This window comes from Pseudonocardia endophytica (assembly GCF_004339565.1).
Lineage (GTDB): Bacteria > Actinomycetota > Actinomycetes > Mycobacteriales > Pseudonocardiaceae > Pseudonocardia > Pseudonocardia endophytica.
Map to the genome: position 1 here is coordinate 308,609 of NZ_SMFZ01000001.1, position 25,602 is coordinate 334,210.

General features: G+C 75.6%; 4 protein-coding genes (1 of these 4 running past the window's edge). 1 reads left to right on the top strand and 3 read right to left on the bottom strand.

Going from position 1 to position 25,602, the window contains the following annotated elements; all coding sequences use genetic code 11:
* The 3 genes in view from EV378_RS01335 to EV378_RS01345 are tightly spaced (at most 41 nt apart) and all read right to left on the bottom strand, a layout consistent with a single transcriptional unit that may run on beyond the window.
* Positions 1-11,310, bottom strand: the beginning of a protein-coding gene (locus tag EV378_RS01335) for a type I polyketide synthase (RefSeq protein WP_132420937.1). The gene continues 21,660 nt to the left of window position 1, outside the view; the window shows 11,310 of its 32,970 coding nt (coding positions 1-11,310); the start codon lies at positions 11,308-11,310; its stop codon lies beyond the left edge, outside the window.
* A gap of 20 nt (positions 11,311-11,330) precedes the next feature.
* Positions 11,331-20,804, bottom strand: coding sequence for a type I polyketide synthase (locus EV378_RS01340; protein WP_132420938.1), 9,474 nt, complete (start codon positions 20,802-20,804; stop codon positions 11,331-11,333).
* A 41-nt stretch (positions 20,805-20,845) separates the two neighbouring features.
* The gene (locus EV378_RS01345; protein WP_243653209.1) at positions 20,846-24,007 is read right to left on the bottom strand and encodes a type I polyketide synthase; all 3,162 of its coding nucleotides are present in this window, start codon (positions 24,005-24,007) and stop codon (positions 20,846-20,848) included.
* Between the two features lie 197 nt (positions 24,008-24,204).
* Here EV378_RS01345 and EV378_RS01350 point away from each other — a divergent pair, with 197 nt between their 5' ends.
* On the top strand, positions 24,205-25,596 hold the full coding sequence (locus EV378_RS01350; protein WP_132420940.1) for a glycosyltransferase: 1,392 nt from the start codon (positions 24,205-24,207) through the stop codon (positions 25,594-25,596).
* Positions 25,597-25,602: the final 6 nt, after the last annotated feature.

The following is a 25,602-nucleotide window of genomic DNA, read 5'->3' on the forward strand; positions in this document are numbered from 1 at the left end:
CACCGGATCGATCCCGGCCCGCTCCACCGCCTCCCACGACGACTCCAGCAGCAACCGCTGCTGCGCGTCCGTGGCGGTCGCCTCCCGGGGGCTCATCCCGAAGAACGCGGCGTCGAACTCGCCCGCGTCGTGCAGGAACCCGCCGTGGCGCGTGTAGCTGGTTCCGACGTGCTCCGGGTCCGGGTCGTAGAGCGCGTCGACGTCCCAGCCACGGCCGGTCGGGAACTCGGTGATCGCGTCGGCGCCGTCGTCGACGAGGCGCCACAGGTCCTCCGGGGACGCGACGCCGCCCGGGTAGCGGCAGGCCATGCCGACGATCACGATCGGGTCGTCCGTCGACGGCGTCGGTCCGGCGGGGACGATCACCTCGGAGTCCGCGCCGAACAGCTCGTCGCGCAGGTGGCCGGCCAATGCGGACAGCGTCGGGTGGTCGAAGATCATCGTCGCGGACAGGCGCAGGCCGGTCGCGGCGGAGAGCTTGTTGCGCAGCTCGACGGCGGTCAGCGAGTCGAACCCGAGGTCGCCGAACGCGCGGTCGGCGTCGATGTCGGCACCGGACGCGTGCCCGAGCACGAGCGCGGCGCTCCCCCGCACGACGTCCACCAACGCGTCGTGACGGGCGGCGCCGTCGAGCCCACCGAGGCGGGCGACGAGATCCGGATCGGCCGTCGCGGCACCGGCCGCCGCGCGGCGCGGCGCCGTGACCAGGCCACGCAGCAGCGCGGGCAGCGGATCGTGGCCACGCAGCGCGGCGAGGTCGAGACGCGCCGGGACCAGCGCGGCCCGGCCTGCCGACAGGGCCGCGTCGAACAGCGCCAGGCCCTGCTCGACGGTCAGCAGCGGCATCCCGGACCCGGCGGCACGGCGGACGTCGCGCTCGTCGAGACCGGCCGTCATGCCGGCACCCTGGTCCCAGGCGCCCCAGGCCAGCGACACGCCGGGCAGGCCGTCGGCCCGCCGGGCGGCGGCGAGCGCGTCCAGGAACGCGTTGCCGGCCGCGTAGTTGGACTGGCCAGCGCTGCCGAACACGCCGGCCGCGGAGGAGAACAGGACGAACGCGTCCAGGTCGCGGTCGCGGGTGGCGGCGTGCAGGTTCGCGGCGCCGTCCACCTTGGGCCGCAGCACGGCGTCCAGGCGGTCCGGCGTGAGCGAGCCGACCACGCCGTCGTCGAGGACGCCTGCGGTGTGGATCACGGCGGTCGGCTCGTGCTCGGTGACCACGGTGGCGACGGCCTCGGAGTCGGTGACGTCGCAGGCCGCGGCCGTGACGGTGGCGCCGAGCCCCTCGAGCTCCGTGACGAGCTCGGTGGCGCCGGGGGCCTCGGCTCCGGAGCGGCTGGTGAGGACCAGGTTCCGCACGCCGTGCGCGACGACGAGGTGCCGGGCGACGACCCCACCCAGCCCGCCGGTGCCGCCGGTGATCAGCACGGTGCCGTCGGCCGTCCACGGCGACGTCGTCCCCGTGGCGCGGTCTGAGCCGGCGCAGTCGTCGTGATCGGCTCCGCGGGTGCGGCCGGTGCCGTCGGCGTCCTCGGCGCGGTCGGCCGTGGTTGCGGTCGGGATGCGGCCCGCCTGGTCGACCGCGGCGCGGGCGAGGCGGGCCGCGCGGACCTGCCCGCCGCGCAGGACGAGCTGCGGTTCGTCGAGCGTGACCGCGCCGGCGAGCATCTCGGGGGACGCGGTCCCGGAGCCCAGGTCGATCAGCCCGAACGCACCGGGGTGCTCGGTCTGCGCGGAGCGGACCAGGCCCCACACCGCAGCGGCGCCGGGGTCGGTGACCGCGTCGTCGTCCACCGCGACCGCTCCGCTCGTGACGAACACGAGCCGCGAGCCGGCCGGACGGTCGTCGGCGAGCCACTGCTGCACCAGCGACAGCGCGCCGGCGGCGCGGGTGCGGACACCCTCCGGGGTGCCGTCGCCTCCGGCGGCCGGCACCAGGACGACGGCCGGGTTCACGTCGATGCCCGGCATGGCGTCGATCCGGCGGATCTCCCCCGGCAGCGCGGCGACCAGGCCGTCCGCACCGTCTGCGCCGTCTGCGCCGTCTGCGCCGGCGAGCACGACGAGCTCGGGGGCATCCCCGGAAACCGTGTCCGGCAGGGCGACCGGGGTCCAGGTCAGCTCGAACAGGGCGTCCCGGGTGATCGCGCCGACGGTGTCGGGGCCCGCCGGGTCCACGGGCCGGGCGAGCAGTCGTCGTACCGTCGCGACCGGGTGGCCGGACGGGTCGGCGGCCGTGACGGCGAGGCCATCCCCGTCCGGGCCGTCCGGGGCGATCCGCACCCGCAGCGCGGTGGCGCCGGTGGCGTGCAGCGTGACGTCCTCCCACGAGAACGGGAGGCCGGAGCCGAGCCCGGCGAGCAGCGCGGCGTGCAGGGCGGCGTCGAGCAGCGCCGGGTGCAGGCCGAAACCGGTGGCGTCGGCGTCCTCCGGCAGGGCGACGTCGGCGTACACGGTGTCGCCGTCCCGCCACGCGGCGGTCAGGCCCTGGAACGCGGGGCCGTAGCCGAGCCCGTCGGCGGAGAAGCGGTCGTAGCAGCCGTCGGTGTCCAGCGCCTCGGCGCCGGACGGCGGCCAGGTGGTCGTGTCGAACGCGGGCGCATCCGGTGCGACCGTGGCCAGGGTTCCGGTGGCGTGCAGCGTCCACGGCGCGTCGGCGAGGTCGCCGTCGGGTCGCGAGTGGATGGTGATCGGCCGACGCCCGGTCCCGTCGGCGGCACCGGCCCGGACCTGCACGGCCACCGCGTCCCGCCCGGCCGGCACGAGCGGTGCGGCCAGCGTGAGCTCCTCGACGTGCGCGCAGCCCACCTCGTCACCGACGCGGACGGCGAGTTCGAGGAGCGCGGTGCCGGGCAGCACGACGGTGCCGTGCACGGTGTGGTCGGCCAGCCATGGCTGGGCCGCGACGCTCAGCCGTCCGGTGCACAGCGCGCCCTCGCCGTCCGGGAACGTGACGGCGGCGCCGAGCAGCGGGTGCCCGGCGGCGCCCAGGCCGGCGGAGCGGACGTCCCCGTCGCTCGCGGTCCGGGCAGCCGGCCAGAACCAGCGGTGCTGGAACGCGTAGGTGGGCAGGTCGACGCGAACGGCACCGGTGCCGTCGAACACGGCGGTCCAGTCGACGTCCACGCCGCGGACGTGCACGGCGGCGATCGCGGCCACGACGGCCTGGCCCTCGGGGCGGTCGCCGCGCAGCAGCGGGATCGTGGTCGCGGCGCCGGTGAGCGACTCCGGTGCCATGGCGGACAGCACGCCGCGCGGTCCCAGCTCCAGGAACGTGGTGACGCCGCGCTGCTCGAGCGCGGCGACGCCGTCGCCGAACCGGACCGCCTCCCGGACGTGCCGCACCCAGTACTCCGGGTCGCCCAGCTGCCCGGCCTCCGCGACCGCACCGGTCACGTTGGACACGACCGGGATCGACGGCTCGGCGTAGCTCAGGGACCCGGCGACCGCGCGGAACCCGTCGAGCATCGGGTCCATCAGCGGCGAGTGGAACGCGTGGGACACGTCGAGGCGCCGGGTCCGCCTGCCCGAGAAGCACTCCTCGATCGCGGCGACGGCGTCCTCGGTGCCGGACACCACGACCGAGCCCGGTCCGTTGACCGCGGCGATCGACACCTCGCCCGTCAGGTGCAGTGCGATCTCCTCCTCGGTCGCCTGCACCGCGAGCATCGCGCCGCCCGACGGCAGCGCCTGCATCAGCCGGGCACGCGCCGCCACCAGACGGGCCGCGTCCTCCAGCGAGAACACGCCCGCCACGTGCGCCGCCACGATCTCCCCGATCGAGTGCCCACCCACGAACTCCGGCCTGACCCCCCACGACTCCACCAGCCGGAACAGCGCCACCTCCAGCGCGAACAGCGCGGGCTGGGTCCACCCGGTCTCGTCGAGACGGCCCGAGCCTTCCTCGATCACCTCGACCAGATCCGGCAGCTCCAGCGCCGCGACGACCTCGTCGAACGCCGACGCGAACACCGGGAACCGCGCGTACAGCTCCCGGCCCATCCCGGTCCGCTGGGAACCCTGACCGGAGAACAGGAACGCCGTCCGGCCGGGGACGACCGTGCCCGTGACGGCCGCCGGGTCGGTCTCGCCCGCGGCCAGTGCCGCGAGGGCGCGCAGCCGGTCCTCCGGCCCGTCGCCGACGACTGCGGTGCGGTGCTCGAACGCGGCGCGCGACGTGAGCAGCGACCAGCCGACGTCGGCCGGGCGCAGCGCGGTGTCCTGCTCGGTGCGGGCGAGCAGGCGGGCGGCCTGGTCGCGCAGCGCGGCAGGGGATCCCGCGGACAGCACCCACGGGACGACCGGCAGCTCGACGCGGACCTCGGCCGCGTCCGGGGCCGGCTCGCCCTGCTCGATCACGACGTGCGCGTTCGTCCCGCTGATCCCGAACGACGACACGGCGGCACGACGGGCGCGCCCGACCTCCGGCCACGCGGTCGCCCCGGTCAGCAGCTCGACGGTGCCGTCCGACCAGTCCACGTGCGACGACGGCGCGTCCACGTGCAGCGTGGCCGGCAGCACGCCGTGCTCCATCGCCATGATCATCTTGATCACGCCGGCCACACCGGCCGCGGCCTGCGTGTGCCCCATGTTCGACTTCACCGAGCCGAGCAGCAGCGGCCGCTCACGGTCCCGGCCGTACGTCGCGATCAGCGCCTGGGCCTCGATCGGGTCGCCCAGCGTCGTGCCGGTGCCGTGCGCCTCGACGGCGTCGACGTCCGACGTGGACAGTCCGGCGCTGGCCAGCGCCTGGCGGATCACGCGCTGCTGCGACGGGCCGTTCGGCGCCGTCAGCCCGTTGGACGCGCCGTCGGAGTTGATCGCCGACCCGCGCAGCGTCGCGACGATGCGGTGGCCGTGGCGCAGCGCGTCCGAGCGGCGTTCCAGCACGAGCACCCCGACGCCCTCGGACCACGCGACGCCGTCGGCGGCCTCCGCGAACGCCTTCGACCGGCCGTCCGGGGCCAGCCCGCGCTGGCGGGAGAACTCGACGAACGTGCTGGGCGTGGACATCACGGTCACGCCACCGGCCAGCGCCAGCGAGCACTCCCCCGCCCGCAGCGCCTGAGCGGCGAGGTGCATCGAGACCAGCGACGACGAGCACGCCGTGTCCACCGTGACGGCGGGGCCCTCCAGCCCGAGCGTGTAGGCGACCCGGCCGGACGCGACGCTGGGCGCGCTCCCGTTGCCGCGCAACGGCTCGTACTCGTCGCCGGCGACGGTCGGGCCGTAGTCGTTGTACATGACGCCGGCGAACACGCCGGTGCTGCTGCCGCGCAACGACACCGGGTCGATCCCGGCGCGCTCGAAGGCCTCCCACGACGTCTCCAGGAGCAGCCGTTGCTGGGAGTCGGTGGCCAGCGCCTCGCGGGGGCTCATGCCGAAGAAGTCCGCGTCGAACCAGCCGGCGCCGTGCAGGAACCCGCCGGACGTCACGTGCGTGTGGCCGGGGCGGTCGGGGTCCGGGTCGTAGATGCCGTCGAGGTCCCAGCCGCGGTCGGTCGGGAACGGGCCGGTGGCGTCGACGCCGTCGGAGACCATGCGCCACAGGTCTTCCGGCGAGGACACGCCACCCGGGTACCGGCAGGCCATGCCGACGACGACGATCGGGTCGTCCCCGGTCCGGGCCGTCGCGGGGACGGCGGTGGCCGGGACGATCCCGGCCGCGTCACCTCCGAGCAGCTCGTCGCGCAGGTGCTCGGCGAGCGCGTTCGGGGTCGGGTAGTCGAACACCATGGTCGCCGGCAGCCGCAGGCCGGTCGCCGCGTTCAGGCCGTTGCGCAGCTCGACGGCGGTCAGCGAGTCGAAGCCGAGGTCCTGGAACTGGCGCCCGGCCTCCACCTGGGCCGGGTCGGCGAACCCGAGCACGGTCGCGATCCGCTCGCGCACGAGGTCGAGCAGGGCCTCGCGACGGGCGTCGGCGTCGAGTCCGGCGAGACGGCCCGCGAGCCCGTCGGCGGTCTCGGTGACCTGCGCCGCCGCGCGGCGGGCGGGGGTGCGGATCAGACCGCGCAGCAGCGGTGCGACGTCGCCGCGGGCGCGCAGGGCGGCCAGGTCCAGGCGGACGGTCGCGAGCGCCGGCGGGCCGGCAGCGAGCGCGGCGTCGAACAGCGCGACGCCCTGCTCGGCGGACAGCGGCGGCATCCCGGAGCGGGCGACCCGCTCGGCGTCCACGTCGGACAGCGAGCCGGTCATGCCGGCGTCGCTGCTCCACGGGCCCCACGCCATCGACGTCGCGGGCAGGCCCGCGGCGTGGCGGTGCGCGGCCAGTGCGTCCAGGAACGCGTTGCCGGCGGCGTAGTTGGCCTGGCCGGGGCTGCCGAACGTCGCGGCGACGGAGGAGAACAGGACGAACGCGTCCAGCTCGCGGTCGCGGGTGAGCTCGTGCAGGTGCCACGCGGCGTCCGCCTTGGGCCGCAGCACGGTGTCGAGCCGCTCCGGGGTGATCGAGCCGACCACGCCGTCGTCGACGACGCCCGCCGTGTGCACGACGGCGGTCAGGTCCGGCACGCCGTCCAGGAGGGTCGCCAGCGCATCCCGGTCGGCGACGTCGCAGGCCGCGACGGTGACGTCGGCTCCGGCTCCGGTCAGCTCGTCGCGCAGCTCAGCGGCGCCGGGCGCGTCGGGGCCCCGACGGCTGGTGAGCAGCAGGTTCCGCACGCCGTGGTCGACGACGAGGTGGCGGGCCAGCACACCGCCGAGCCCTCCGGTGCCGCCGGTGATCAGGACCGTGCCGTCGGGGTTCCAGGTGACCGGCCCGGCGTCGGGCCGGACGCGGGTCAGGCGCGGGACGAGCACGTCGCCGCCGCGGATCGCCAGGTCGGGCTCGTCGGAGCAGGCGGCCAGCGCGGTGAGCAGCGCGTCGGCGGTGATCCCGGCGGCATCGGCCCCGGCGGCGTCCTCGGCGGCGGCGCCGGCCGCAGCGGCACCGGTTCGGGCAGCGTCGGTCGCGGTCCGGTCGGGCGCCGCTCCCGCATCCGCACCGGAAGATCGACGGTCCGGTCCGGATGAGGGCGGGAACTCGCCTCGATCCGGATCCGTCTGCTGATCATCGCCGGACCCGGACCCGGACCCGGTGAGACGAGCGCTGGTCGGGCCGTCGGAGCCCTTTCCGGTCGGGACCGCATCCCCGGGGGTCGCGCCCTCCGACGAGGCGCCGCCCGGAGCCGAACCGGCCCCAGCGCCCGAAGATCGACGGTCGTGTCCGGATCGGGGCGGGAACTCGCCTCGATCCGGACCCGTCTGCTGATCATCAGCGGACGCGGCGCCGGACCCGGAGCCCGTAGCGGTGGCCGGGCCGGCGCCTCCCGGCAGGTCCAGCAGCACCAGGCGGCCGGGGTTCTCCGTGCGGGCGGTGCGGACGAGGCCGTGGGTGGCGGCGCCGACCGGGTCGGTGCCGTCGGTGGCGCCACGGGTGACGAGCACCAGCCGGGACGCGGCGAACCGGTCGTCGGCCAGCCACTGCTGGACGAGCTCCAGAGTCCGGGCCGTGGTCGCACCCGGCAGCGGCCCGTCGGTCGGCACCTCGGCCAGGACCAGTTCGGGGACCGGCTGGTCGCCGTCGGCCAGAGTGGTCAGGTCGTCGTGGTGGGTCACGGCCACAGCCGAGTCGCGCAGGGCGTCGGCCGGCGCGGTGAGGTGGTCCCGTCGACCCGCCGCCGTCGCGACACCCTGCCGGATACCGGTGCCGACGTCGCCGATCACGGCGACCGCGTCGGGAACGCCGGTCGGGCGCTCCCCCAGCGCGACCCAGTCCTGGCGGAACAACGAGTCGCGGTGCGCGGCCGCTGTCTCGGCGACACCGGCGGGGACCTCGCGGGAGACCAACGACTCCACGGTCAGCACCGGGCCGCCGGCCGGGTCGTAGACACCGATGGCGACCGTGTCGTCGCCGGTCGCCGCGATCCGCGCGCGGACGGTCGTGGCGCCGGACGCGGCCAGGCGCACGCCCTCCCAGGCGAACGGCAGACCGCCGCGGCTGATCGCACCGAGGTCGGCGTAGGCGGCGGCGTGCTGCGCGGCGTCGAGCAGTGCGGGGTGCAGCCCGAACTCGGCCGGCTCGGTCCCGCAGTCGGGAGGGAGCGCGACCTCGGCGAACACCTCGGCCCCGTCGGAGCCCTCGCCCCGCCACGCCGCGCGCAGCCCGCGGAACACCGGGCCGTAGTCGAAACCGATGCCGGACAGGCGGTCGTAGCAGCCGTCCAGATCGACCGGCTCCGCACCGACGGGCGGCCACACCGTGGCATCGAACGTGTCCGCGGTGGACGGACCGGAGCCGAGGATGCCGGTGGCGTGCTGCGCCCATGGCAGGCCGTCGCCGTCGTCGGGCCGCGACCAGATGCCCAGCGTCCGCCGGCCGCGCTCATCGGCGGCACCGACCCGGACCTGCAGCCGCACGCCACCGCGCTCCGGTAGCACGAGCGGCGCGGCGAGCGTCAGCTCCTCGACGCGGTCGCAGTCCACCTCGTCACCGGCACGCACGGCCAGCTCGACGAACGCGGTGCCGGGCAACAGGACCCGGCCCTGCACGCCGTGGTCGGCGAGCCACGGGTGCGAGCGCACGGACAGGCGGCTGGTGAACAGCGCACCACCGTCGTCGGCGAGGTCGACAGCGGCGCCGAGCAGCGGGTGGTCGGCCGCGGCGAGACCGGCGGCGGCCACGTCGCGTCCGGCCCCGGCCGGGGTGGGCCAGTAGCGCCGGTGCTCGAACGGGTAGGTCGGCAGGTAGACGCGACGCGCTCCGGTGTCGTCGAACAGTCGGGCCCAGGTGACGGTGGCGCCGCGCACGTGCGCCTGCGCCAGCCCGGTGAGCAGCGACTGCTCCTCGTCGCGGTCCTTGCGCAGCACCGGGATCGCCGCGACGTCGCCGGTCAGCGACTCCTGCGCCATGCCGGACAGCACGCCGTCCGGGCCGAGCTCGACGAGAGTCGTGACGCCCCGCCCGACGAGCGCGGCGACGCCGTCGGCGAACCGGACGGTGCCGCGCACGTGCCGCACCCAGTAGTCGGCGGAGCACAGGTCCGCGACGTCGGCGACGGCGCCGGTCAGGTTGGAGATCACCGGGACGGTCGGCTCGGCGTACGTGAGGCCCTCGGCGACGGACCGGAACTCGTCGAGCATCGGGTCCATCAACGGCGAGTGGAACGCGTGCGACACCGACAGCCGCCGCGTCCGGCGGTCGGAGAGGCGCGACCCGATCGCGGCGACGGCGTCCTCGGACCCGGACACCACGACCGACGACGGGCCGTTCACGGCCGCGATCGCGACGTCGCCGGTCAGGTGCGGGGTGACCTCGTCCTCGCCTGCCGCGACCGCGAGCATGGCGCCGCCGCGCGGCAGCGCCTGCATCAGCCGGGCACGGGCCGCGACGAGCGCGCAGGCGTCCTCGAGGGACAGCACGCCGGCGACGTGGGCGGCGGCGATCTCGCCGATCGAGTGCCCGCCGACCATGTCCGGCACGAGCCCGAGCGAGGCGACCAGCCGGTACAGCGCGACCTCGACGGCGAACAGCGCGGGCTGCGCCCAGCCCGTCTCGTCCAGGAGCGCGGCGTCGTCGCCCCAGAGCACGTCGGCCAGCGGGGTGTCGGTGTGCGCGTCGAGCAGTGCGGCGACCTCGTCGAACGCCGAGGCGAACGCCGGGAACCGGGCGTGCAGCTCCCGTCCGGCGCCGAGTCGTTGGGAACCCTGCCCGGAGAACAGCAGCGCCGTCAGGCCCTCCCCGGCGACACCACGGGCCACCTCGACGGGCTCGTCCCCGTTCTCGCACAACAGGACCGCGCGGTGCTCGAACGTCGCCCGCCCGGTCGCGAGCGAGTACCCGACGTCCAGCGCGGAGCCGTCGGGCGCGAGGCGCTCCCGCAGCCCGTCCAGCGCCGTGGCCGTGCGGGCGGACAGCGCCCACGGGATCACGGCCGGGGGCTGCGGCGCGGTCTCCGACGGGGCGGCGACCGGCGCCTGCTCGACGATCACGTGCGCGTTCGTGCCGCTGACGCCGAACGACGAGACCGCCGACCGCCGGGGGCGGCCGGTGTCCGGCCAGGTGGCACCCGAGGTGAGCAGCTCGACCGACCCGGCGCTCCAGTCGACGTCGGTGGACGGGACGTCGGCGTGCAGGGTCGGTGGCAGCACGCCGTGCCGCATCGCCATGATCATCTTGATCACGCCGCCGACGCCGGACGCGGCCTGCGCGTGGCCCATGTTGGACTTGATCGACCCGAGCAGCAGCGGGCGCTCGCGGTCCTGCCCGTACGTGGCGAGCAGGGCCTGCGCCTCGATCGGGTCACCGAGGCTGGTGCCGGTGCCGTGCGCCTCGACGGCGTCGACGTCGCCGGTGGTCAGGTGCGCGTTCCGCAGTGCGGCGCGGATGACGCGCTGCTGGGCGGGGCCGTTGGGTGCGGTGAGCCCGTTGGACGCGCCGTCGGAGTTGATCGCGGTGCCGCGGAGCACGGCGAGCACGTCGCGGCCGTCGCGCTGCGCGTCGGACAGCCGCATCAGCACGAGCAGGCCGGCGCCTTCCGCCCAGCCGGTGCCGTCGGCGTCGTCGGAGAAGGACTTGCTGCGGCCGTCCGCGGCAAGGCCGCTCTGCGCGGTGAACGCCGTGAACGGGCCGGGCGTGGCCATCACGGACACGCCGCCGGACAGCGCCATCGAGCACTCGCCGCCGCGCAGCGCCTGCACCGCCTGGTGCAGCGCGACCAGCGACGACGAGCACGCCGTGTCCACCGAGACGGCGGGGCCCTCCAGCCCGAGCAGGTAGGACACCCGTCCGGACAGCACGCTGGCGGCGTGCCCGGTCGTCGCGTAGACCTCGACGTCGTCGGAGGCGTCCCGGATGACGTCGCCGTAGTTCTGCCCCGCGGTGCCGACGAACACGCCGGTGTCCCCGCCGCGCAGCGTCGTCGGGTCGATCCCGGCCCGCTCGAGCGCCTCCCAGGTGACCTCCAGCAGGATCCGCTGCTGCGGGTCCATCGCGACGGCCTCGCGCGGGGAGATGCCGAAGAACCCGGCGTCGAACCCGGCGACGTCGTCGACGAACCCGCCCTCCCGGGCGAGGCTCTCCCCGGCGGCGAGCCGCTCCAGGTCCCAGCCGCGGTCGGTCGGGAACGGCCCGACGACGTCGCGACCGGACGCGATGAGCTCCCACAGGTCCTCGGCGGAGCCGACCCCGCCGGGGTACCGGCAGCCGATCCCGACGACGGCGATCGGCTCCGCCGTGCCGGCGACCAGCTGCTCGTTCTGCTTGCGGAGCCGGTCGATCTCCTTGAGGGACGACCGCAGCGCCTCGACGTACTTCTCCGGGGACTCGCTCATCGCTCTCTCCGCTTCCGTTCTCAGTTCGCCGAGGTGCCGCCGGCGAGGCGCAGCAGCGCGTCGGCGTCCATGTCGTCGAGGGACTCGCCACCGCCGTCGGACGACGGTTCCGGCTGTGCCGCATCGGGAGCCGCGGCCGATCCGTTCTCCGGCTCCGCACCGGCGAGCGTCAGGACCATGTCCAGCAGGCCTGCCTTGCGCAGCCGTCCGATGGGGACGGATGCGATGGCCTCACGCAGGTGCGCGTCCGGGTCGTCGGCCGGTGCCGCCGCGTCCGCGTCGCCGAACAGGAGCGTGCCGACGTGGCGGGCCAGGTCGGCGGGCGTCGGGTGGTCGAACACGAGCGCCGCGGGCAGGGCGAGCCCGAGGGCCGCGCGCAGCCGGTTGCGCAGTTCGACGGCGGTCGCCGAGTCGAACCCGACGTCGCGGAACGCGCGCCCGGCCGGGATCGCGCCCGCGCCGTCGTGACCGAGGACGGCGGCCGCCTCGGTGCGGACGGCGTCGACCAGGGCACGGGACCGCTCGGAGGTCGGCAGGGCCTCGAGCGTCCGTCGCAGCGGGGGCGCTCCCGGTTCACCGGCCTCCGTCTCCTCGACCGGTCCGGCGAGCGCCGCGACGGCCTCGGGCAGCGACGAGAGCAGCGGGCTCGGGCGGGTCGCGGTGAAGTTGGGCGCGAACACGTCCCAGTCCATCCGCGTGATCGCCAGTGCCGCGTCGCCGTCGGCGACCATCTGCTCCAGCGCGGACAGCGCGTCGTCCGGGTCCATGGCCGGGACGCCCTGCCGGTGCAGCCGCTCGTGCACCTCCGGGTCGGTCGCCATGCCGACCTCGCCGAACGTGCCCCACGCGACCGACGACGCCGGCAGGCCCCGTGCGCGCCGGTGCGCGGCGAGCGCGTCGAGGTAGGCGTTGGCGGCGGCGTAGCCGGGCTGGCCGCCGCTGCCCCAGACGGCGGCGCCGGAGGAGAACACGACGAACGCGTCCAGGTCGAGGTCCGCGGTGAGCTCGTCGAGGTTCCGGGCGGCGGTCAGCTTCGAGCGCAGCAGCGCGGACATCTGGTCGAGCGTCAGCTCGGCGACCGGCGCGTCCCCGTCGGCGACGCCGGCGGAGTGCACGACGGCGGAAAGCGGCCGGTCGGACGGGACGTCCGCCAGCAGCGCGGCCAGGCCGTCCCGGTCGGCGGCGTCGCAGGCCGCGATCGTGACACCCGCGCCGAGCGCCTCCAGCTCGGCGCGCAGGTCCGCCGCACCGGGGGCGTCCTCGCCGCGACGACTGGTCAGCAGCAGGTGCGCCGCACCGTGCTCCGCGGCCCGGCGCGCGACCCGCCCACCGATGCCACCGGTCCCGCCGGTGACCAGCACCGTTCCGCGCCACGCCGGCGCGGGTCGCGGTGCCGCCGGTGCCGCGTGCACGAGCCTGCGGGCGAGCACGCCCTGCGCCCGGATCGCCAGCTGGTCCTCGCCGCCCGCGCCGGCCAGCAGGCCGCTCAGGCGGCCCGTCGCGCCGGGGTCCGGTGTGGACGGCAGGTCGACGAGCCCGCCCCAGCGGTCCGGGTGCTCCAGCGCGACGACGCGGCCGAGACCCCACAGCGTGCCCTGTTCCGGGTCGTCGACGGCGTCGTCCGGCCCGGCCGCGACGGCGCCGCGGGTCAGGCACCAGAGCGGCGCCGTGACGCCGGCGTCGCCGAGCGCCTGGACGAGCAGCAGCGTGCGACCCAGACCGGCGGGGACGCCGTCGTGCAGGGGTGCGGTGTCGCCGGCCAGCAGCGACACGACGCGGTCGACGGGGCCGTGGTCGGCGACGATCTTCTCCAGCTCGGTGGCCCACGCGGCGCGGTCGTCGCCGCCCGCCTCGAACCGGACGGTGTCGGCACCGAGCGCGTCCAGCACGTCGGACCACCGGTCGTCGGGCTCCGTCGGGACGACCACGAGCAGCCGCCCGGGGTCGGCGGCCGAGGGATCGGCGACGCGCGTCCAGTCGACGCGGTGGCGCAGCGCGTTCATCCGGGCGCGGGCCTGCGAGCCGGACCGCCACGCGGACAGCGCGGGAAGGACGGTGTCCAGCCCCTCGCGGATGCCCAGCGTCTCGGCGAAGGCGTCGGGATCCTGGACCAGCTCCCAGAACGCCGAGTCCTCCCCGGCGACGGTGACCGGCTTCGGCTCCGGCCAGAAGTCCGTGCGCTGGAACGCGTACGTGGGCAGCGTGACCGGCGCGTGGGCGCCGTCGAACGCCTCGGTCCAGTCGACGCGGGCGCCGTGCACGTGCGCCTCGGCAAGGGAGGTGAGCACGCGGGCGGGCCCGCCGTCGTCGCGGCGCAGCGTGCCGAGCACGACGGCGTCCGCGGTGCCGTCCGGGTCGGCGTCCTCCTGCGTCTCCCCGACCGGCCCGGCCAGCACCGGGTGCGGGCTGACCTCGACGAACACGCGGTGGCCCGCGTCGAGCAGGGCACGGGTCGCGTCCTGCATGCGGACGGTCTGCCGGAGGTTCGTGTACCAGTAGCCCGCGTCGGTCGCGGCGTCGGTGAGCCGCTCGCCGGTGACGGTCGAGTAGAACGCGACGTCCGGGACCTGCGGGGTGATCGGCGCGAGGACGTCGGCGAGCTCGTCGCGCACGGCCTCGACGTGCCGCCCGTGCGAGGCGTAGTCCACCGACACGCGCTTCGCCCGCACGCCCTGCTCCTCGGCGGCCGGCAGCAGCGCGTCCAGCGCGTCCGTGTCACCGGACACGACGACCGACGACGGGCCGTTCACGGCGGCGACCGAGATGGCGTCGCCCCACGGCTCGATCAGCGCGGTGACCCGCTCCACCGGGGCGGACACCGACACCATGCCGCCGAGCCCGGACAGGCGCGGCAACGCCCTGCTGCGCAACGCGACCACCCGGGCCGCGTCGTCCAGCGACAGCGCACCGGACACGCAGGCCGCGGCGATCTCGCCCTGCGAGTGCCCGACGACGGCGGCCGGCTGGACACCGTAGGAGCGCCAGACGGCGGCGAGGCCGACCATCATCGCGAACAGCGCGGGCTGCACGACGTCGACGCGCTCGAACAGCGCCTCGTCGCCGTCGCCGGACAACACGTCGTGCAGCGACCAGTCGACGTGCGGCTCCAGCGCGGCCGCGCAGTCGTCGACGGACGAGCGGAAGACCTCCGACGTGGCGAGCAGCTCGCGGCCCATCCCCCACCACTGGGCGCCCTGGCCGGGGAACACGAACACCGGTCCGGCCGGGTCCCCGATCGCCGTTCCGGTCACCAGCCCGGCCGCCGACGTGCCGTCGGCGAGCGCGGTCAGCCCGCGCTCGAGGGCCTCCCGGGTCTCGCCGACGACGACGGCGCGGTGGTCGAACGTGCTGCGTGCCGTGGCGAGGGCCCAGCCGACGTCCCCGGGCGACCCGCCGGCGCCGATCAGGTTGCGCGCCTGGGCCCGCAACGCCTCCGCCGAGCGGGCCGAGACGAGCCACGGCACGGGCCCCGCGGCGGCGTCCTGATCGGCTTCGGGCGACGACGGGACCGGCGCCTGCTCCAGCAGCAGGTGCGCGTTCGTCCCGCTGATCCCGAACGACGAGACGCCGGCCCGGCGCGGGCGGCCGGTGTCCGGCCACGCGGTGGTCGAGTCGAGCAGGCCGACGGCGCCGGACGACCAGTCCACGTGCGACGACGGCGCGTCCAGGTGCTGGATGCCGGGCAGCTCCCCGGCGTGCATGGCGGACACCATGGTGATCACGCCGGCCACCCCGGCCGCGGCCTGGGTGTGCCCGATCGCCGACTTCACGGACCCGAGCAGCAGCGACCGCTCCCGGTCCTGCCCGTAGGTGGCCAGCAGCGCCTGGGCCTCGATCGGGTCGCCGAGCGCGGTGCCGGTGCCGTGCGCCTCGACGACGTCGACCTCGGAGGCGGACAGGCCCGCGTTCGCCAGCGCCTGGCGGATCACCCGTTGCTGCGACGGCCCGTTCGGCGCCGTCAGGCCGTTCGACGCACCGTCGGAGTTCATCGCCGACCCGCGCACGACGGCGAGCACCGGGTGCCCGTTCGCCCGCGCGTCGGACAGCCGCTCCAGCACCACGACGCCGACGCCCTCGGCGAGCGTCATGCCGTCGGCGGCGTCCGAGAACGGCTTGCAGCGGCCGTCGGCGGCGAGCGCGCGCTGGCGGCTGAACCCGACGAACGCGTCCGGCGTGGCCATCACGGCCGTGCCGCCGGCCAGCGCCAGCGAGCTCTCCCCGCCGCGCAGCGACTGGCAGGCCAGGTGCATCGCGACCAGCGACGACGAGCACGCCGTGTCGATCGTGACGGCCGGGCCCTCCAGCCCGAGCAGGTAGGACACCCGGCCGGACAGCACGCTGGCCGCCGTGCCGGTGACCATGTGCGTCTCGGCCGTGTCCGCGCCGTTCGCGACGGTCTGCGCGTAGTCCTGGTAGGTGGCGCCGAAGAACGCGCCGGTCGTGCTGCCGCGCAACGACTCCGGGTCGATCCCGGCCCGCTCGAACGCCTCCCACGACGTCTCCAGCAGCATCCGGTGCTGCGGGTCCATGGACAGCGCCTCGCGCGGCGAGATGCCGAAGAAGCCGGGGTCGAACGCGGCCGCGTCGTGCAGGAACCCGCCCTGCACCGAGTACGTGTGGCCGGAGCGGTCCGGGTCCGGGTCGTAGAGCGCGTCGGCGTCCCAGCCGCGGCCGGACGGGAACCCGGTGATCGCGTCCACCCCGTCCAGCGCCAGCCGCAGCAGGGCGTCCGGGCTCGTGGCCCCGCCCGGGTAGCGGCACGCCATGCCGACGATCGCGATCGGCTCGCCCGCGCCGACGACGGCGGCCGTCGCCTGCGCACCGCCACCGCCGGTGCCGAGCGCGCGCTCCTTCAGTGCGGCGGCCAGCGCGGCCGGGTCCGGATGGTCGAACACGGCCGTCGACGGCAGGAGGAGCCCGGTCGCGGCGCCGAGCCGGTTGCGCAGGTCGACGGCGGTCACCGAGTCGAAGCCTGCGTCGCGGAACGCGCGGTGCTCGCCGAACGCGTCCGCGGAGGCGTGCCCGAGGACGGCGGCCGCCTCGGTGCGCACGAGTGTGAGCAGGTGCCGGTCCTGCTCGGCGTCGCTCATCGGAACCAGGCGCTCGGCCAGGTCGCCGCCGCCCGACGACGACGCCGTGGCACGGGCGTGCACCTCCGGGATCTCGTCGAACAGGTGCGAGGGCCGTCCGGCCGTGAACACGTCGTGGTAGACGTCCCAGTCGATGTCCATCAGCCCGACGACGGTCTCGTCGTCGTCGAGGACGCAGCGCAGGGCCGTCATCGCCCGGTCCGGGTCGAGGTACTCCAGGCCGGTGCGGCGGATGCCGTGCGGGTCGGACTCGGTGCGCTCCGGGTCGGCGTCCGGCCACTTGCCCCAGTGCACCGACGTGGCCCGCAGCCCGCGGGCGCGGCGCTGCTCGGCCAGAGCGGACAGGAACGCGTTGCCGGCCGCGTAGGCGGCGTGCGCGCCGCTGCCCCACATGCCGGCCGTCGACGAGTACAGGACGAGGTCGGTCTCCGGGTCGTCGACGAGCTCGTCGAGGATCCGGGCGCCGGTCACCTTGGCGTGCACGACGCGGGCGAACCCGTCGACGGTCGTCGAGTCCAGATCGGACAGTTCGATGACGGCGGCGGTGTGCACGACCGTGCCGACCGTCCGTCCCTCGTCGGCGAGGCGGGCGAACAGGGCGGCGACGGCGTCGCGGTCGGTGACGTCGACGGCCTCTGCGGACACCTGGGTGCCGGAGCCGGTCATCTCGTCGACCAGCTCGGCCGTGCCGGGCGCGTCGGCGCCGCGGCGGGACAGCAGGACGACGTGCTCGGCGCCCTGCGCGGCCAGCCACCGGGTCAGGCCCGGCGCCAGCGTGCCGGACCCGCCGGTCACGACGGTCGTGCCGCGCGGTGTCCAGGAGCGGGACGTGCCGGAGCCGGTGGCCCGCACGATGCGGCGGGCCAGCACGCCCGCGCCGCGGACGGCGAGCTGGTCCTCGCCGTCCAGCCGGCCGGACAGGACGGCGGCGAGCCGCTGCCCGGACCGGTCGTCGAGCCTCTCCGGGAGGTCGACGGTCCCACCCGGGCGCTGCGGGTGCTCGACGGCGGCCGTCCACCCGACGGCGGCGACCTGGCTCTGCAACGGGTGCGCGACGGTCTCGCCGGGTGTCGCGGCGACGGCGCCGCGGGTGAGCATCCAGCACGGCGCGTCGACGCCGGCGTCGCCGAGCGCCTGGACGAGCGCGACGGTCAGCGCCAGGCCGCGGGTCAGGCCGGCGTGGTGCGGGCTGTCCTGTTCGGCCGCGGCGAGCACGGACACGACGCCGGCGATCTCCGCGGGCAGCCGGTCGCGCAGCGCGGTCCGGTCCGTGCACGCGTCGTCGAGCACGAGGCGGTGCACGTCGGCGCCGTGGGCCTGGAGCGCGGCAGCCACGTCTGCGCCGTCATGGGCGCCGTCGGACGCGCCCTCGGACCCGTCGGCGGTCCCGTTCGCGGACACCAGGAGCCACGTCCCGGTGAGCGACGGGCGGCCGGGTTGCGCGGTGGCCGTCCACTCCACGCGGTAGCGCCATGCGTCGACACCCGCGCGGTCGGCACGGGCCCGTCGCCACGCGGACAGGCCGGGCAGGATCGCGGCGACCGAGTCCTCGTCGGTGCCGAGCGCGGCCGTCAGCGTCGGCAGGTCGGCCTGCTCGACGGCGTCCCAGAACTCGGCGTCGATCGCGTCCGGGGCCGCCTCGGCCTTCGCGGCCGACCCCGCCGTCCAGAACCGCTCGTGCTGGAACGCGTACGTCGGCAGGTCCACCCGGGACCCGCCGTGGACGACCGCGGAGAGGTCCACGTCCACGCCGCGGACGAACACCTCGGCCGCGGACAGCAGGAACCGGTCGTAACCACCCTGGTCACGGCGCAGCGAGCCGCCCGCCACGCCGGGCACACCGGCCGCGTCGACCACGTCCTGCACGGCCATCGACAGCACCGGGTGCGAGCTGGACTCGACGAACGCCCGAAACTCCCCCGCGACGAGCGCCTCGATCGCCCCGGCGAACCGGACGCGGCCGCGCAGGTTCTCGTACCAGTACGACGCGTCCATCGTGGACGTGTCCAGCCAGTCGCCGGTCAGCGTCGAGAACAACGGGACGTCGGAGGTGTGCGGGGTGATCGGTCCGAGCACGTCCAGCAGCTCGTCGTGCAGGTCCTCCACCTGGTGCGAGTGCGACGCGTAGTTCACCGGGATCCGCCGGACCCGCACGCCGTCGGCCTCCAGTGCCGCGCCGAGCTCGTCGAGCGCGTCCGGCTCGCCAGACACGACCACGGAGCGGGGGCCGTTCACGGCGGCGACCGAGACCCGCCCGTCATAGCGCGCCAGGTGGGCCTCGACCTCGTCGACCGGCATCGCCAGCGACGTCATGCCGCCGCGACCGGCCAGCGATCCGGCGATCGCCCTGCTGCGCAACGCCACCACCCGGGCGCCGTCGCGCAGCGACAGCGCACCGGACACGACGGCGGCCGCGATCTCACCCTGGGAGTGACCCACCACGGCGTCGGGCTCGACGCCGTGCGCCCGCCAGAGCGCGGCCAACCCGACCATCACGGCGAACGACGCGGGCTGCACCACGTCCACGCGGTCCAGCGACGGCGCGGTCTCGGTGTCGCGCAGCACGTCGGTTACCGACCAGTCGACGAACTCGCCCAGCGCCGCGTCGCAGTCCGCGATCCGGTCGGCGAAGACCCGCGACTCGTCCAGCAGCCGCGCGCCCATCCCGGCCCACTGCGAGCCCTGGCCGGGGAACACGAACACGGTCCGGCCCTCGACGTCCGCCACGCCGCGGGCGACCAGCGGCGACGACTCGCCTGCCGCCACCGCGCCCAGACCGTCGCGGGGATCGGCACCGGACGGCGCGACGACGACGGCACGGTGGTCGAACCGGGCGCGGGTGGTGAGCAGGGCGTGCGCGACGTCGCGCGGGCGCGCGCCGTCGGTCCACGGGACCAGCGCGGCGGCCTGGTCGCGCAGGGCCGCCGCGCTGTGCCCGGAGAGCACCCACGGCACGACGGCGGGCCCGCAGCTCGCGTCGCCGGTGCGCTCCGGCTCGTCGGACTCCGCGGGCGCCTGCTCCAGCACGGCGTGCGCGTTCGTGCCGCTGATGCCGAACGAGGACACCCCGGCGCGGCGGGGGCGGCCGGTGTCCGGCCAGTCGACCGGCTCGGTGAGCAGCCGCACCGACCCGGACGCCCAGTCGACGTGCGAGCTCGGCGCGCCCACGTGCAGCGTGCGCGGCAGGACGCCGTGCCGCAGCGCCAGCACCGTCTTGATCACGCCGGCGACCCCGGCGGCGGCCTGCGTGTGCCCGATGTTGGACTTCAACGAGCCGAGCCACAGTGGACGGTCGTCGTCCCGGCCGCGGCCGTAGGTGTCCAGGATCGCCTGCGCCTCGATCGGGTCGCCCAGCGTCGTGCCGGTGCCGTGCGCCTCGACGGCGTCGACGTCGGTGACGGCCAGCCCGGCCTGCTCCAGCGCCGCGCCGATCACCCGCTCCTGCGACGGGCCGTGCGGCGCGGTCAGTCCGTTCGAGGCACCGTCGGAGTTGACCGCGGACCCGCGCAGCACGGCCAGCACCGGGTGGCCGTTGCGCTGCGCGTCGGAGAGCTTCTCGACGACCAGGACGCCGACGCCCTCGGCCCACCCGGTGCCGTCGGCGTCGTCGGAGAACGCCTTGCAGCGGCCGTCCGGCGACAGCCCGCCCTGCGCGCTGAACTCCACGAACACCGACGGCTCGGCCATGATCGTGACGCCGCCGACGACGGCCAGCGACGACTCCCCGCTGCGCAGCGAGTGCGCGGCGAGGTGCAGTGCCACCAGCGACGACGAGCACGCCGTGTCGATCGTGACGGCGGGGCCCTCCAGCCCGAGCGTGTAGGCCAGCCGTCCGGACAGGACGCTCGCGGCCGTGCCGGTCATCGTGTGGCCGCCGAGCTCGACCTCGCCCTCGACCGCGGGCGAGCCCCAGTGGTACGAGCCGACGAACACCCCGGTCCGGTCGCCGCGCAGCGACGTCGGGTCGATGCCGGCCCGCTCCAGCGCCTCCCATGACACCTCGAGCAGGTGGCGCTGCTGCGGGTCCATCGCGGCCGCCTCGCGGGGCGAGATGCCGAAGAACCCGGCGTCGAACCCGGGCGCGTCGTCCAGGAACCCGCCGTGGTGGGTGGTGCTGCCGCCCTCGCCGGTCAGCGCGTCCAGGTCCCAGCCGCGGTCGACCGGGAACGTCGAGACGGCGTCCGTCCCGGAGTCCAGCAGTTCCCACAACCGTTCCGGGGAATCGACGCCGCCGGGCAGCCGGCAGCCCATTCCGACGATCGCGACCGGTTCGTTCCCTTGCGATTCCAGCTCGCCGATCCGGCGCCGGGCGCGTCGGAGATCCGCGGTGACCCGGCGGAGCGACTCGACGATTCTCTCCTGCTGGTCCTGCGATTCCCGCTGGGTGTCGTGTGGATCCTGCATCGCGGTGTCCTCATTCGTTCGCGCGGTGGGGCGGCGAATTCTCAGGCGGTTTCGAACTCTTCGTCGATGAGATCGAGCAGCTGGTCGACCGGGACCGAGTCGAGGTCGTCGTCGGACCGCTCCGGGTCCCGATCGGGTCCGCGTCGCAGTGCGGCGACGAGCGCGTCGAGACGGTCCGCGACGGCACGGCGCTCGGGACCGGACGGCGGCAGCGACCGCACGGCGGCCTCGAGCCCGGCCAGCTCGCTCTCGCAGGCCTCCTGCTCGCCCTCGGCGGCGACGAGCTCGGCGATCCGGCGGGCGGCCAGCTCCGGTGTGGGGAAGTTGAAGACGAGCGTGCTCTGCAGCGCGAGGCCGGTGTCGCGGGCAAGCCGGTCGCACAGCTCGACGCCGGCCAGCGAGTCGAACCCGAGTTCCTTGAACACGCTGCGCGCCCCGACGGTGTCCGTGCCGGAGTGGCCGAGCACCGCGGCCGCCCGCTCCCGCACGAGGTCGACCAGGTAGCGCTCCCGCTCGGCGGGGGCCATCGCGGCGATCCGCGGCGCGGACACGCTCGGACCCGGCTCGCCGACCGCGGCGACCGTGTCCACCGCGGGCGCGGTGGGAACGCCGTCCGGCGGCGGGGTCGGCCAGTACCGCTGGTGCCGGAACGCGTACGTCGGCAGGTCGACGCGCCGGGCGCCGGTACCGCGGTAGAACTCCGTCCAGTCGACCGGCACGCCGAGCGCGTGCAGCCGCCCGAGCGCGGCGGCGAACGCCTGCTCCTCCTCGCGGTCCTTGCGCAGCACCGGCACCACGTCGGCGGCCGGTCCCCCGGCCAGCGTGTCGCGGACCAGCGCGGACAGCGTGCTGCTCGGGCCGAGCTCGACGAGCACGTCGATCCCGTCGATCCTCAGCGCCCGGACGCCGTCGGCGAACCGGACGGGCTCGCGGACGTGCCGCACCCAGTACCCGGGATCGGCCGCCACGGCGCCGCCGAGCCGGCCGGTCACGTTGGACACCAGCGGCGTCGTCGGGCGGTGGAACGTCAGCCCCTCCACCGTCGTGCGGAAGTCCTGCAGCATCGGGTCCATCCGCGGCGAGTGGAACGCGTGCGAGACGGCCAGCCTGCTGGTCCGGCGGCCCTGCTCGGCCAGGTGCGTCGCGACGGCGGCGACGGCGTGCTCGTCGCCCGCGACGACGACGGACGCCGGCCCGTTCAGCGCGGCGATCGACACGTCCCCGTCGAGCAGCGGCCAGACCTCGTCCTCGGTCGCCTCGACGGCGACCATCGCGCCGCCGGCGGGCAGCGCCTCCATCAGCGTGGCGCGCGCGGCGACCAGGCGGACCGCGTCGTCCAGCGACAGCACGCCCGCCACGTGTGCCGCGGTGATCTCGCCGACCGAGTGGCCGCCGACGGCCGCCGGGCGCAGACCCAGCGACTCGACCAGCCGGTACAGCGCGACACCGACGGCGAACAGCGCGGGCTGGGTCGCGACGGTCCGGTCCAGCCGGCCGGCGTCGTCGCCCCAGAGCACGTCCCGGACCGGGTGTTCGAGCAGCGGGTCGAGCCGGTCGGTGACGGCGTCCAGCGCGTCGGAGAACACCGGGAAACGGGCGGCGAGCGCGCGGCCGGCGCCGAGCCGCTGGCTGCCCTGCCCGGAGAACAGCACGGCCGGCCGGCAGGCACGCGCCAGCGCCCTGTACTGCTCGACGGGGCCGTCGCCGGCGTCCAGCAGGACGGCGCGGTGGCGCATCGGGGTACGGGCCGTGGCCAGCGACCACCCGACGTCGCACGGGTCCGGCCCGCGCTCGTGCACGTGGGTCGTGAGCCGCTCGATCTGGGCCTCCAGCGCCTGCTCGGTGGAGCCGCTGACGACCCACGGCACGGCCGCGGGCCGGATGTCCCCCGGCGCGGGGTCGTCGACGGCGGGCGGCTCCTCGACGATCACGTGGGCGTTCGTGCCGCTGATCCCGAACGACGAGATCCCGGCGCGGCGGGGCCGGTCGGAGCGCGGCCACGGAACGGCGTCCGTCGGGAGCTCGACCTCGCCGAGCGACCAGTCGACCTGGCGGTTCGGGGTGCCGACGTGCCGGGTGCCCGGCAGCCGGCCGTACCGCATCGACTGGATGATCGTGATCAGGCCGGCCATGCCGGACGCGGCCTGCGTGTGGCCGATCACCGACTTGACCGACCGGAGCCACAGCGGCCGTCCGGGCGGACGGTCCTGGCTGTACGTCGCGAGCACCGCCTCGGCCTCGACCGGGTCGCCGAGCGCCGTGCCGGTGCCGTGCGCCTCGACGACGTCGATGTCGGACGGGGTGAGGCCGGCGTCGGAGAGCGCGTTCCAGATCAGCTCCTCCTGGGCGGGACCGCTCGGCGTGGTCAGGCCGTCGGAGGCGCCGTCGGAGTTCAGGGCGGAGCCCCGGAGCACGGCCAGCACGGTGTCGCCCGCCTTGCGCGCGTCGGACAGCCGCTTGAGCACGACGACGCCGACGCCCTCGGACCACGCGGTGCCGTCGGCGTCGTCGGAGAAGACCTTGCAGCGGGCGTCCGGGGCGAGCCCGCCCTGGCGGGAGTGCCCGACGAAACCGGCGGGCGTCGACATCACGCAGACGCCGCCGGCGAGCGCGACGCCACACTCGCCCGCGCGCAGCGACCCGGCGGCCAGGTGCATCGCCACCATCGCCGACGACGACGCCGCGTCGACGGTCAGGACCGGCCCCTCCAGGCCGAGGACGTGGGCGAGCCGCCCGGACAGCAGGCCCGGGGAGAGCCCGGTCAGCGCGTGTCCGGCCGTGTCGTCCGGCGAGGCGTGGGTGACCGCGATGTAGTCCGAGCCGCTGGCGCCGACGAACACGCCGGTCCGGGTGCCGCGCAACGACGCCGGGGCGACGCCCGACTGCTCGACGGCCTCCCACGCCGTCTCCAGCATCAGGCGCTGCTGGGGGTCTGTGGACAGCGCCTCGCGGGGGGACATGCCGAAGAAGTCCGCATCGAACCCGGCGGCGTCGACGAACCCGCCGCCGGTGGACTCGACGTGCCCCGGGCCGTCACCGGCGAGCGCGTCGAGGTCCCAGCCGCGGTCGTCCGGGAAGCCGGTCATCGCCTCCCGGTCGGACAGGAGCAGGTCCCACAGGTCGTCGGCGCCGCGCACGCCTCCGGGGTAGCGACAGGCCATCCCGACGACCACCACGGTCGCGGCGTCGGCTTCCCACGTCACGCCTCGCTCACCTCCTGGAGAGACTCCGAACACGACCCACCAGTGGTCCGTGCCCGGCGACCGTAGGGTCGCGGCCGCTGTGGTTTTCCCGAGGAATCCACTCACCGATCCGGCCAGGACTAGGGATTCCCCGGCGCCCGCCGTGGGATCAACTACGTGCTCGCTCGGGCCACGTGTCATTTCGGAGGGTGGTGCCCATGGGCACGCACGGACGACCGATCCTGTTCGTCAGCTACGCCGAGGCCGGTCTGCTCAATCCGCTTCTCGTTCTCGCCGGAGAACTGTCACGCCGGCAGATCCCGGATCTGTATTTCGCGGCCGACGACAAGGCGCGCGACGACGTCGAGGCAGCCGGTTCCGGCAGTCCGGTCGGGTTCATCCCGCTCGGCGACACCGAGTCGGCGATGTCCGCGGTCACCTGGGACGACGAGACCTACGCCGCGGTGACCCAGCGGGACCGGTTCGCGGCCCACCGCGCGGTGATCGAGCACTCGTTCGACCCGGAGTCCCGGTTCGCGAAGTACCGGGCGCTGGAGCGGGCCGTCGACGAGCTGCGGCCGGCCCTGATGGTGATCGAGAGCATGTGCCAGTACGGGTACGAGCTGGCGATCACGAAGGGCATCCCGTTCGTGCTGAGCGTGCCGTTCGTGCCGAGCAACGTCCTGACCTCGCACGTCCCGTTCGCGAGGTCGTACACGCCGGCCGGCTTCCCGGTGCCGCACTCCGGCCTGCCCGGCGCGATGACGCTCCGCCAGAAGATCACCAACCAGCTGTTCCGGCTCCGCACGCTCGCGATGTTCACCCGGCGCGGGACCCGGGAGGTGGTGGCGCGCGACAACCACGTCCGCGAGCAGCTCGGCATCGCGCCCGAGGCCCGGCAGATGATGGCCCGGATCGACCACGCGGAGCAGGTGCTCTGCTGGTCGGTGTCCGAGCTGGACTATCCGTTCCCGTTGCCGGACAAGCTCCGCCTGGTCGGCACGATGGTGCCGCCGCTGCCCCAGGCACCGGACGACGACGAGCTCGCCCCCTGGCTGTCCGCGCAGAAGTCGGTCGTCTACATGGGATTCGGGACGATCACCCGGTTGACCCGGCCGCAGGTCGCGTCGCTGGTGGAGGTGGCCCGCAGGCTCGACGCGGAGGGCCACCAGGTGCTGTGGAAGCTGCCCGCGACGCAGCAGGACCTGCTGCCGCCCGCCGAGGAGCTGCCGGAGAACCTGCGGATCGAGAGCTGGGTGCCGTCGCAGCTCGACGTGCTGGCCCACCCCAACGTCAAGGTGTTCTTCACCCACGCCGGCGGCAACGGGTACCACGAGGGCCTGTACTTCGGAAAGCCGCTGGTCGTGCGCCCGCTCTGGGTCGACTGCGACGACCAGGCGGTCCGCGGCCAGGACTTCGGCGTCAGCCTGACCGTCGACCGCCCCGAGACGGTGGACACCGACGACGTCCTGGACAAGATCCTTCGGGTGCTCGACGGGCCGTCGTTCACCGCGCGGGCCGAGCACTACGCCGGCCTGCTCCGCGACGCCGGCGGGCGCGCGGCCGCCGCCGACCTCCTGCTCGACCTGCCCGCACTGGCAACCGACTGACGGAGA

Bases quoted from the DNA above. Each gene is read 5' to 3' on its own strand.
- EV378_RS01350 (WP_132420940.1), top strand. From the start codon at position 24,205: ATGGGCACGCACGGACGACCGATCCTGTTCGTCAGCTACGCCGAGGCC.
- EV378_RS01340 (WP_132420938.1), bottom strand. From the start codon at position 20,804: ATGCAGGATCCACACGACACCCAGCGGGAATCGCAGGACCAGCAGGAG.